The 11734-nt window shown below is 71.3% G+C and carries 10 protein-coding genes; all 10 read left to right on the forward strand.

Translation table 11 applies throughout. The annotated features are described in order from the left end of the window. The first annotated feature begins 4 nt into the window (after positions 1-4). The 10 genes from QSK31_RS01890 (at position 5) to QSK31_RS01935 (ending at position 11711) form a co-directional block, all read left to right on the forward strand. Entirely contained in the window at positions 5-1165 is a 1161-nt protein-coding gene (locus QSK31_RS01890; protein WP_285680300.1) for an allophanate hydrolase, read from the forward strand. Further along, a complete protein-coding gene (locus QSK31_RS01895) occupies positions 1153-1557 on the forward strand; it encodes an allophanate hydrolase-related protein (protein ID WP_285680301.1) in 405 nt (134 codons plus the stop codon). Before QSK31_RS01890 ends, QSK31_RS01895 begins: the two co-directional genes overlap by 13 nt. Then, a complete protein-coding gene (gene biuH / locus QSK31_RS01900; RefSeq protein WP_285680302.1) occupies positions 1554-2246 on the forward strand; it encodes a biuret amidohydrolase in 693 nt (230 codons plus the stop codon). The genes QSK31_RS01895 and biuH overlap by 4 nt, the downstream gene beginning before the upstream one ends. A gap of 1 nt (position 2247) precedes the next feature. Continuing rightward, a complete protein-coding gene (locus tag QSK31_RS01905; protein ID WP_285680303.1) occupies positions 2248-2916 on the forward strand; it encodes a cysteine hydrolase family protein in 669 nt (222 codons plus the stop codon). Then, entirely contained in the window at positions 2913-4493 is a 1581-nt protein-coding gene (locus QSK31_RS01910) for a SulP family inorganic anion transporter (RefSeq protein WP_285680304.1), read from the forward strand. Before QSK31_RS01905 ends, QSK31_RS01910 begins: the two co-directional genes overlap by 4 nt. A 2-nt stretch (positions 4494-4495) precedes the next feature. Continuing rightward, the gene (locus tag QSK31_RS01915; RefSeq protein ID WP_285680305.1) at positions 4496-4891 is read left to right on the forward strand and encodes an AtzH-like domain-containing protein; all 396 of its coding nucleotides are present in this window, start codon (positions 4496-4498) and stop codon (positions 4889-4891) included. Positions 4892-4922: 31 nt separating this feature from the next. Continuing rightward, on the forward strand, positions 4923-5912 hold the full coding sequence (locus QSK31_RS01920) for an SAM-dependent methyltransferase (RefSeq protein ID WP_285680306.1): 990 nt from the start codon (positions 4923-4925) through the stop codon (positions 5910-5912). Between the two features lie 904 nt (positions 5913-6816). After that, on the forward strand, positions 6817-7992 hold the full coding sequence (locus QSK31_RS01925; protein WP_285680307.1) for an acyl-CoA dehydrogenase family protein: 1176 nt from the start codon (positions 6817-6819) through the stop codon (positions 7990-7992). A gap of 43 nt (positions 7993-8035) precedes the next feature. Continuing rightward, complete coding sequence (locus tag QSK31_RS01930) at positions 8036-8716, forward strand: alpha/beta fold hydrolase (RefSeq protein ID WP_285680308.1); 681 nt, start codon at positions 8036-8038, stop codon at positions 8714-8716. A gap of 145 nt (positions 8717-8861) precedes the next feature. Further along, the gene (locus QSK31_RS01935; protein WP_285680309.1) at positions 8862-11711 is read left to right on the forward strand and encodes a helix-turn-helix transcriptional regulator; all 2850 of its coding nucleotides are present in this window, start codon (positions 8862-8864) and stop codon (positions 11709-11711) included. Positions 11712-11734: the final 23 nt, after the last annotated feature.

Genomic DNA, 11734 nt, shown 5'->3' on the forward strand with positions numbered 1-11734 from the left:
CAGAATGAACGGCGTCTGGATCAGCATGATCCCGGAGCGCGAGGGGCCCAAGGGTCCGCTCGAAGGCCTCCGGTTCGCGGTCAAGGACAACATCGACGTGGCCGGCGTGCCGACCACCGCCGCCTGCCCGGACTTCGCCTACCTGCCGGAACGGACGGCGCCGGTGGTGCAGCGGCTGGTCGACGCCGGCGCGGTGCTGGTCGGCAAGACCAACCTGGACCAGTTCGCGACCGGGCTGACCGGCGCCCGTTCTCCCTACGGCGCGCCGGAGAGTGTCTTCGGCGGCGGGCTGATCTCGGGCGGCTCGAGCTCCGGATCGGCGGTCGCGGTGGCGTCCGGAGAGATCGACTTCTCCTTGGGTACGGACACAGCAGGCTCCGGCCGGGTGCCCGCCGCGCTCAACGGCATCGTCGGGGTGAAGCCGACCCGTGGCCTGCTCAGCACGGTCGGGGTGGTGCCGGCCTGCCGCTCGCTGGACTGTGTGTCGGTCTTCGCCAGGGACGTGAAGCTGGCGGCGACCGTTGCCATGATCGCTCGCGGTCTGGTGCCGGACGATCCGTGGGGACGCCAGGGCGAACGCCGGATCAGCGGGAGCCTCGTCTACGGCGTACCCGATGAGCTTGACTTTTTTGGTGATGACGGTCAGGCGCGCGCCTTTGCCGGGGCGCGGCAGAGGCTCGGGGATGTCGTCGAGGTCGGCATCGGGCCGCTGCTGGAGGCCGGTGACCTGCTCTATCGCGGGCCGTGGGTGGCCGAGCGGCTGGCGGATCTCGGTGGTTTCCTGGACAAGCATCCCGAGTCGGTGCTGCCGGTCACGCGGGCGGTGCTGGAGAGCGGGCGGACGTTCACGGCGACCGACGCGTTCGCCGGGATGCATCGGCTGCGCGAGCTGAGAGCCTGGACCGAGCGGCTGTTCCGGACCATCGACGTGCTGGTCCTGCCGACGGTCGGCACCACCTGGACGCACGCCGAGGTCGCCGCCGACCCGATCGGGCGCAACCTCGACCTGGGCCGGTACACGCAGTTCACCAACCTGCTCGACCTGGCCGCGGTGGCCGTGCCGAACGGCATGACCGCGGACGGCCGCCCGGCGAGCCTGACCTTTTTCGGACCGGCGTTCAGCGACGACGACCTGGCGCAGGTGGCGGCGGCATGGCATCGATGACGCTGGACCCGCTGATGACACTGGCCGTGGTCGGGCTGCACCTGCGCGGCGAGCCCCGCAACGGCGAACTGCTGGAACGCGGCGGCACGTTCCTGCGGCCCGCGCGCACCACCGCGGCGTACCGGCTCTACCGGCTGCCGTCCGGCGTGCCCGGCCTGGTCCGGCGGGCGCCCGGGCACCGCATCGACGTCGAGCTCTGGACGCTGCCGTACGCGGGGGCGGGCAGCCTGCTCGACCGGATCGCCAAGCCGCTCACGCTCGGCCGGGTCGAGCTCGAGGACGGCGCCCAGGTGACCGGCTTCCTCTGCGAGGCGTACGCGGCCGACGACGCCATCGACATCACCGCCAGCGGCGGCTGGCGGCGGTTCCTACAGGAAGGACTTCGCGCATGACCGCACGAATCGGGCCGGTCAAGGCAAACCCCTACCTCTGGCCGTACGACGGCTCGGTCGACGTCCGCAACGTCGCGCTCATCTGCATCGACTGGCAGACCGACTTCTGCGGCCCGGGCGGCTACGTGGACGCCATGGGCTACGACATCGCGCTCACCCGGGCCGGGCTGCCGGCCACCGCCCGCCTCCTCCAGCACGCCCGCGAGCTGGGCATGCTGGTCGTGCACACCCGGGAGGGCCACGGCCCGGACCTGTCCGACCTGCCGGCCAACAAGCGCTGGCGCTCCGCCCAGATCGGCGCGGAGATCGGCGGGCCGGGACCGTGCGGCCGGATCCTGATCAAGGGGGAGCCGGGCTGGGAGATCGTCCCGGAGGTCGCCCCGGCGCCCGGCGAGGTGATCGTCGACAAGCCGGGCAAGGGCGCGTTCTACGCCACGAATCTGGACCTCGTCCTGCGTACGCATCAGATCACGCACTTGATCCTGACCGGGATCACCACGGACGTCTGCGTGCACACGACCATGCGCGAGGCCAACGACCGCGGGTACGAGTGCCTGATCCTCTCCGACTGCACGGGGGCCACCGATCCGGGCAACCACACCGCCGCGCTGCACATGGTCACGATGCAGGGCGGCGTCTTCGGTTGCGTGTCCACCTCGGACGACGTCATCGCGGCCACGGAGGCCTGACATGGAAGTCCTCGCGAAACCGACCCCGTTCACCTTCGATCCTTCGACGACCGCCCTGCTCGTGATCGACATGCAGCGGGATTTCCTGCTGCCGGGCGGCTTCGGCGAGAGCCTCGGCAACGACGTCTCGCAGCTCCGCCGCACGATCGCTCCCCTGAGCGCCTTGTTGACCGCCTGGCGGGGCGCCGGATTGCCGGTCATCCACACCCGAGAGGGCCACCTGCCCGATTTGTCAGACTGTCCACCGGCCAAGTTGCGGCGAGGTCCGGACATCGGCCAGCAGGGACAATTCGGACGCATCTTGATCCGAGGCGAGTATGGGCACGACATCATCGACGAGCTCGCGCCGGCGCCCGACGAGGCCGTGGTGGATAAGCCCGGCAAGGGTGCGTTCTATGCGACCGAGCTGTCAGACATCTTGGACAAATTACGGGTTGAAAGCCTGATCGTCACCGGTGTCACGACCGAGGTCTGCGTCCACACGACCGTCCGCGAGGCCAACGACCGCGGCTACGAGTGCCTGGTCCTGGCCGACTGCGTCGGCTCCTACTTCCCGTCATTTCACCAGGCCGGCCTGGAGATGATCGCCGCCCAGGGCGGGATCTTCGGGTGGGTCGCCGACTCCCCTTCCGTGATCGCCGCGCTCGCTACGCCGGGAGAGATCAAATGAAACTGCCTCATTGGGTACGCGGCGACACGAACGCGTTCTTCGGTTTCGGCGTCAACGTCCTGGTCAACGTGCTGACCCTGACCGGTCTGTGCATCGGCGTGATCAAGATGCCGGCGTCCGACGTCTTCGGCGTGATCCTGCCCGCGCTGGGCATCGCGCTGGTCGCCGGCAACGTCTACTACACCTTTCTGGCTCGCCGGCTGGCCCGCAGGGAGAACCGCACCGACGTCACCGCGATGCCGTACGGGCCCAGCGTGCCGCACATGTTCATCGTCATCTTCGTGATCATGCTGCCCATCTACCTGACCACCGGCGACCCGCTCCGGGCGTGGACGGCGGGCATCGCCTGGGCGTTCATCATCGGCGTGATCGTGCTGATCGGCGCGTTCATCGGCCCGTACATCCGCAAGTACGCGCCCCGCGCCGCCCTGCTCGGCACCCTCGCCGGCATCTCGATCACCTTCATCTCGATGACCCCGGCCGGCAACATGTGGACCGCCGCGTGGATCGCGCTGCCGGTCTTCGGCCTGCTGCTGATCGGCCTGCTCACCGACGTGAAGCTGCCGTTCAACATCCCGATCGGGCTGGCCGCGCTGCTGATCGGCACCGCGATCGGCTGGATCGGCGGCGCCATGTCGGTGCCCGACGTGACCGGGGCGGCCAAGGACATCGCGTTCGCCTTCCCACACCTCAAGGTGGACCTGCTGATCGACGGCCTGCGGGACATGGCGCCGCTGCTCGCCACCGCGATCCCGCTGGGCGTCTACAACTTCACCGAGGCGATGACGAACGTGGAGAGCGCCTCCACCGCCGGCGACCGGTACAACCTGCGCAGCGTGCTGCTGGCCGACGGCGCGGGCGCGGTGCTCGGCTCGGCGCTGGGCTCGCCGTTCCCGCCCGCCGTCTACGTCGGGCACCCCGGCTGGAAGGCGGCGGGCGGCCGGACCGGCTACTCGATGGCCACCGGCGTGGTGATCGCGCTGCTCTGCTTCTTCGGGATGTTCGGGGTGCTCGGCGCGATCTTCCCGACCGCCGCGATCGTGCCGATCCTGCTCTACATCGGCCTGCTGATCGGCGCGCAGGCCTTCCAGGCGACCCCGCGGGCGCATGCGGCGGCCGTGGTGGCCGCGCTGATCCCGAACATCGCCTCGTGGGCCACCGGGCAGATGGACAACGTGCTCTCGGCCGCCGGGACCAGCGCCTCCGAGGTGGGCATGCCGGCGCTGGCCGGGGCGGGCGTGGTCTACGACGGGCTGAAGACGCTCGGCTCCGGCGCGATCCTCGCCGGGCTGGTGCTGGGCGGCATCGTCGCGTTCATCATCGACAAACGCTTCTGGCACGCGGCGGTGTTCTCCGGGGCGGGAGCGGTGCTGACGTTCGTCGGGCTGATCCACGCCGAGAAGGTGCAGTGGAACGCGGACGGCCAGGTCACCCTCGGATACCTGTTCCTCACCGTGGTCTGCGTGCTGTTCGCCCTGTCCCGCCCATCGCCGCGGGTTCCGGAGCCCGGCGAGCCGGCCGCCTTCGAGGGCTCGCCTTCGCCCGCGCCGGTCAAAGAGCCCGCTGCGGTCGCCTGACCATGATCCTCGACCTGCCAGATGTCGTCTCCGAGGTTTCGGCCGCTTTCGAGGCCTACGAGGAGGCGCTGGTGGCGAACGACGTGGACCGCATCATCGGGTTCTTCGCCGGCGATGCGGTCCGCTTCGGGATCGCCGACCAGCAGTCCGGCGCCGCCGAGCAGGAGCGTTGGCGGCGCGCCCAGCCCACCCTCCCGCCGGGACGACACCTCAAGGACACCACCGTCCGGGGGTACGGGCGTGACGTCGCGATCGTGACGACTCTGTTCGGCTACCCCGGCCGGGAAATCCTGGGCCGGCAGTCGCAGACGTGGGCACGTCTGCCCGAGGGCTGGCGCATCGTGCACGCCCATGTCTCCGAACCTGGTCCGGACGCCCCTGTTCGACAGTCCCGTTGAACACGGGAAGAGGCACGGCGTCAAGCCTGGCATGACAGACATCAACGAGGCAGTGAGTGCGCTCGCGCTGGCAACCCAGCAGTCGGCGCTGCTGCGGGGAGCGCTGACCTCCGGCTTCCTGGCGCACTGCGCAGGCGAGACGAGCGTCGAGGACCTGGCCCGGGTGACAGGACTCGGCCCGGGCCGGGTCCGCGACCTGTGCGTCGCCCTGCGCGCGGCCGGGGTGCTGGAAACCGACAACCCCGACCGCTACCGGCTGAGCACGACCTACGCTCCGATGCTGAACGACGGCACCGGCACCCACCTCGCCAACCAGCTCGGCGGCGCGGCGGTCCGCGCCCGCCTGATCGAGCAGATGTTCACCGCCGACGGACCGGACCGCTACGAGGACCTGGCCGACACCGACCGGGCGGCGCTGGCGGCAAGCGTCACCCTGGCGCCGTCCACCGCCCTCGCCCGGGCGGCGATGCAGGGCGTCGTCGGCGGCATCCCGGCGTGGAACGACCTGCTCGCCGCCGGCGACGTGCGCTACCTGGAACTGGGCTGCGGCCTGAGCGGGGCGCTGCTCACCATGCTCCAGCTCTACCCCCGGCTCACCGCGGTCGGGGTGGACCTGTCGGCCGACCTGCTGGCCCTGGCAAAGGTCGAGGCGGCGGCACTCGGCGTGGACGACCGGGTCCGGTACGTCATCGAGGACGCCACCGCGTACACCGACCCGGAGCCGTTCGACGTGGTCTTCTGGAGCCAGTTCTTCTTCCCCGCCGCCACCCGGGTCAAGGCCCTGGCCAACGCGTACGAGCGCCTCCGGCCCGGCGGCCTGCTGATCGTCCCGGGCCTGATCCCGCCGGGCACCTCGGCTGCCGAGCCGCAGACGTCGCTGAGCGTGCTGCTGACCCAGGGGTGGGAGATTCCGGCGCTGACGACCGAGGAGCTTTGCACTGAGTTGACCACGGCCGGATTTGCGGGGGGCACTGTCCATCCGAGCTCGTTCGCCACGGCCGTGGTGGCGCGTCGTCTCTAGGGCTGCGGGGGTGTGGCTCACTTCCAGCTCAGTCCCCGCGCGCGCCGTCTGGGTTGCTGCTCGCGTCGTCTGGGTTGCTGCTCGCGTCGTCTGGGTTGCTGGTTCCGCGCTGTCCTTTCGCGTCGTCTGGTCTAACCGCTCTGATGCATTGCTGCCGCTGGTCTGACCGCTTGGATGCATTGCTGCCGCGTATCGCTCGAGACCTTTAAGTCAAAAGCGCTTGCCATGGCCCATCGCACGCGAGCTTGGCGGCTTTGTCAAGCCTATCGTGAGAGACGTCCTTTAGCTCAGTTGAATGGCAACGGGATGAAATTTTGGCATGATCGAATACTGACGTGGAATGGGTGGGCTGCGGGATAATTTATCCATGCGGCAGCTTCAGATGTTCACGATGGCTGAATTGTCGACAATGCGCGATCGGAAAGCCTCTCGCAGTTATTCTCCGGCGGGGGAAGAATTCCGCCGCGAGCATGAACGTCACCGCGCATGGGGCCTGAAAAGGCGGCATGCCGAGCGTCTTGGCCGCCTGGCTGGACATCGTTGCGCTCCCGAAACGCCGATCAGCCAAGAACAAAAGACGTCCCCTGCGGCCGAGGCCCAGCTCGGGCGGACGATCCGAACGGAAGCAATGCCCGAACCAACGAAGAATGGATCGCCGGCGAGGGGCGGTCATTGCCTTTCCGTGAGGGGTGGTGGCGTGCGATTGCGTGGGAGGGCCAGCGGATTTCCTGGCGCAGGCAAAGGGTCCGGAAGAGATGGGACCTCCGAAATTCCGACGCAGATTCCTCCACTCTCGGTCCCATTCCGTCGACCACGTCGTAGAAGGTCAGCGTTGCGGGGCTGGTTGGGGAGGGCGCAGCGGGGGATGCGGGGGATAGGCTGCTTTGCCGCTGGAGGAGGACGCATGGTGAGGACGCACGACGCAGCTGTTGGCGCCGCCGAGGGGGTTGCCGCGGGGTGGGTTGATGGGGTTGTCGAGCGGGATCGGGCGGGGGCCTCGGTGGTTCCGGTTGAGGCGCTGGCCGCGCTCGACTCCTCCGGGCTGCTGGGGATCACCGTGCCCGCGAGTGACGGTGGGCCGGGGCTGGGGGCGGTCACGCTGGCCGAGGTGGTCCGGGTGCTGGCCGCCGTCGACCCGGCTCTTGCTCAGGTGCCTCAAGGGCATTTTCTCCTCGTGGATGCCTTGGCCGTGCATGGGAGTGCGGAGGCTCGGAAGCGGCTCTTCGGGGAAGTGCTGGCGGGGCGGCGGATCGGGAACGCGCTCGCTGAGCGGGGCGGCAAGCATGCTCAGGATCTGAAGACGCGGTACACCGACGGGGTGCTGAGCGGCACGAAGTACTACACGACGGGGGCGCTCACGGCGGCCTGGATCGCGGTCAGTGCGCTCGATGCCTCGGGGCGGCTTTCGCTGGTGTTCGTGCGGCGGGATGCGGACGGGGTCGGCGTGGACGCCGACTGGAATGCGATGGGGCAGCGGGCCACGATCAGTGGCACCGCCCGGTTCGACGGGGTGCCGGTCGAACCTGAGCTGGTGGTGGACTGGGCGGGGGCGTTCGCGGTGCCGCAGCAGCTCGGGGCGCGGGCGCAGCTCGTGCATGCCGCCATCGAGGCGGGGATCGCCGGCGGGGCGCTCCGGGATGCGCGGGCCTACCTGCGGGAACGGGCGCGGCCCTCGACCGAGGCGGTGCGGTACGGCGCCTCGAGCGCCGCGGAGGATCCGCATGTGCTGCACCGGTACGGGCGGGCGGCTGCCCGGGTGCGTGCCGCGGAGGCGTTGCTCGCGGACGCGGCGCGTACCCTCGACGGGGTTGGTCTTGTGCCGGCGGATGCCGAGGCCGCCGCGCGTGGGTCTCTCGCCGTCGCGGCCGCGAAAGCCTTTGCCAGTGAAGTCGCGGTCGAGACGGCCAGTGAGCTTTTCGCCCTGTGCGGCACGAGCGCCACCGACGAGCGCTGGGATCTGCACCGGCACTGGCGGAACGCGCGCACGCACAGTGTTCACGACCCGGTCGACTGGAAATATCACCACCTCGGCGCCTACGAGCTCGCCGACACAGTGCCGCCCAATCACGGGCAGCTGTGATTACGGACGGGAACTGGCCGCAATCGTCGCTAGCGTGGACCGCATGACGACCTTCGTGCTCATCCCTGGGTTTTGGCTCGGCGCCTGGTCCTGGCGCGATGTCGCCGCCGACCTGCGGGGACGCGGCCACGAGGTGCACGCGCTCAGCCTGACCGGCATGGGGGAGCGGGCGCATCTCGCCGGGCCGGGCACCGACCTCGACACGCACGTGACCGACACCCTCAACCTTTTCCGGTACGAGGAACTCCACGACGTCGTGCTGGTGGGGCACAGCTACGCCGGCGCCGTGGTGACGCCGAGCGTCGCCGACCGGGCGCCGGAGCGGATCGCGAAACTGGTGTTCGTCGACACCGGACCGTTGCCGGAAGGCATGTCGCAGGCCGACTTCACCACCGATGGCGAACCTACGGGCGAGGTCGCCGAAGTGGTGCCGGCGCCGCCGTGGGAGCAGGTCGTCCCGGGCCACGCCGAGCGGCTGACCAGGCTTTCCGTGCCGCAGCCGGTAGCGACCGCCACGTCGCCGGTGCACTACACGGGTGCGTGGGAGAAGCTGCCGCGGCTGTTCGTGATGAGCAGCTTCACCGAGGCGGACGTGAAAGGGATGGCAGGCACCGTGCCGGCGTTCCAGCACATGAGCGGCGAGTTCCGCGAGCTGCCGGGTTCCCACTGGCCGATGATCGACCAGCCGACGGAGCTGGCGGCGATCCTGCACGACGCTGCGTGATCGCAGCGGGCCGACCGCTTGGCGAGTGGCGGCGACGCTGCGTGATCGCCGCGGGCCGCGGTGCGTGGCCGGCCGTCGCGACGCTGCGTGATTAGACCGGAAGGCGACTGCCGGGCAGGGCCCTGACCTGCGATCATCGGCCGTGATGGACCTGCTGGAGAGGGCGGCGCCGCTGGCCGCGCTGGACGATCTGCTGACCGCCAGCGCCGTCGGCGGGCGCGTCGCGGTCGTGTCCGGCGAGGCCGGAGCGGGCAAGTCGGCGCTGGCCACCGCGTTCGCCGCGCGGGCCGGGCGACGGGCCCGCGTGTACTGGGGCGCCTGCGACCCGCTGCTCACCCCGCGTGCCCTGGGCCCGCTGCACGACATCGCCCGGCAGGCCGGTGGCGCCCTCCGCGAACGCGTCGCCGACCGGCCCCGCGACCAGGTCTTCGACGCGCTCATCGACCTGCTCGAGGTGCCGCCGCGGGCCGCCCGGCCGGTGCTGATCGTCGAGGACCTGCACTGGGCGGACGAGGCCACGCTGGACATGGTCGCGTTCCTCGGCCGGCGGCTCGCCCGCTGCCGGGCCCTGCTCGTACTCACCTACCGTGACGACGAGGTCGGGCCGGCGCACCAGCTGCGATCCGTCCTGGCCGGCCTGCCGCGACCGGCCCTGAGCAGGCTCTCCCTGGCGCCGTTGTCGGTCACCGCCGTCGCGGACCTCGCGCGCCGCGCGGGTCGATCTCCCTCCCATGTGTACGACGTGACGGGCGGAAACCCCCTCCTGGTGACCGAGTTCCTGTCCGGCGGGCGGGGCGTGCCGGCAACCGTGCGTGACCTCGTGCTGTCCCGGCTCGCGGGGCTGTCCGAGGCGGCCCGTGAAGTGGCCGGGCTGGTGGCGGTGCTGCCGACCCGGGCCGAGACGGCGCTGCTCGGCGGCCGGGCCGCGGCGGTCGAGGAATGCCTGGCCGGCGGGGTGCTGACCGCGGCCGGGGACGGGGTCGCGTACCGGCACGAGCTGCTGCGCCGGGCCGTGGAGGAGTCGTTGTCGCCGGTGCGCCGGGCGGCTCTGCACGCGGAGGTGCTGGCCGCGCTCACCGGCAGGCCGGGTGTGGAGCCGGCGCGGCCGGTCTCGGGGGCGGACGCGGCGCGGCCCGTGCCGGGTGTGGAGCAGGCGCGACCGGTGCTGGGTGTGGAGCAGGCGCGACCGGTGCTGGGTGTGGAGCAGGCGCGACCGGTGCTGGGTGTGGAGCAGGCGCGACCGGTGCTGGGTGTGGAGCAGGCGCGACCGGTGCCGGGGGTGGATCCGGCGCGGCTGGTGCATCACGCCCATCACGCGGGGGACGCGGCGGCGGTGCTGCGGTGGGCCCCGATCGCGGCCGCGCGGGCGTCGGCGGTGGGGGCGTACCGGCAGGCGGCCGCGCACTACGAGACGGCGCTGCCGCTCGCCGTCGACGATCGGGCCGGGCTGCTCGAGGCGTACGGGCTGGCGGCGTATCACGGTGGGCTGACGGTCGACGCGCTGGCGGCGTACCGGGAAGCCTTGATCTTGCGCGAGTCCGCCGGGGACGGGCCGCGCATCGGTGACAACCTGCGCTGGATCGCCCGGCTGACCTGGTGGCTCGGGGAGACCGACGAGGCGATGGCGGCGTGCGAGCGTGCCATCGAGGTGCTGTCCGCGCCGCCCATCGGGCAAGACGGGGCTGCCGTGCGGGATGGGGCTGCCGTGCGGGATGGGGCTGCCGTGCGGGATGGGGCTGCCGTGCGGGGCGGGGCTGCCGGGCAAGACGGGGCTGCCGGGCGGGATCTGGCCGCCGCGCACAGTCAGCTCGCCTCGCTGATGATGCTCGCCGACCGGGACGTCGAGGCGATCGCCCAGGGCGAACGCGCGCTGGCCCTGGCCCGCGAGGCCGGCGACGTGCCGACGGCGGCTCATTCACTGATCGCGATCGGAACGGCCCGGATGTACCGGAACTACCCGACCGGCCGGGAGGAACTGGAACAGGCGCACCGGGAGGCGGCCGAGGCCGGCGCCGACGACCCGGCCGCCCGGGCCCTGGTCAACCTGGCCTGCATGGCGACCGACTGGCTCGACCTGGAGCTCGCGACCGAGACGCTGGAGCGGGTGCTTGCCTTCACGGTCGCCCGGGACCTCAACGGATACACCCGGCACCTGCTCGGCTATCAGGCGCATCTGCGGATGCTCCGCGGCGACTGGACGGGCGCGCGGGACGCCGCCGAGCAGGCGATCCCCGGACCGCAGATGCCCGGCGGCGCCCTGGTGCTCTCGCTGGCCGTGCGGGGTGTCATCCGCAGCCGGCGCGGCGAGGAAGGCGCAGTCGACGATGTGCGGCTCGCCTCCGAGCGCGGGCACGGCACCGGCGAGATGCAGTTCGTGGCGCCCGGGGCGACCGCGCTGGCCGAGCATCTTTGGCTGACCGGCGACGTGGACCGGGCGGCCGCCGAAGCGAAGCGCGGGCTCGAGGTCGTCGAGCGGATCGGGCAGCCGTGGATGGCCGGTGAGCTGGCGTTCTGGCTGTGGCGGTGCGGGCGGCTGAGCGAGGCGCCGACCGGGGTGGCCACGCCCTACCGGCTGCTGATCAACGGGGACTGGCGGGGCGCGGCGGAGGAGTGGGAAGCGCGGGGCTGCCCGTACGCCCGGGCCGAAGCCCTCTCCCACGGTGACGCCGAGGCGCGCGAGGAGGCGCTCCGCGTCTTCGACCGGTTCGGGGCGGTGGCACGGGCCGCCGTTCTCCGCCGTGAGCTGCGGGACCGCGGTCAGCGCGTACCCCGGGGACCGAGACCCTCGACCTCCGCCGACCCGACCGGGCTGACCGCCCGCCAGCGTGAGGTCCTGGCCCTGATCGCCGAAGGCCTGAGCAACGCGCAGATCGCGTCCCGCCTGCACCTGTCCGCCAAGACGGTCGACCATCACGTGTCGGCGATCCTGGCCAGGCTCGGTGTCGCAACCCGGACAGCGGCAGCTTCCAAGATGGGGAGATCCACCCATGAGTAGGGGTCCTCGCCGCTCCTAGCGTC

The organism is Actinoplanes sp. NBRC 103695, assembly GCF_030269485.1.
GTDB lineage: Bacteria > Actinomycetota > Actinomycetes > Mycobacteriales > Micromonosporaceae > Actinoplanes.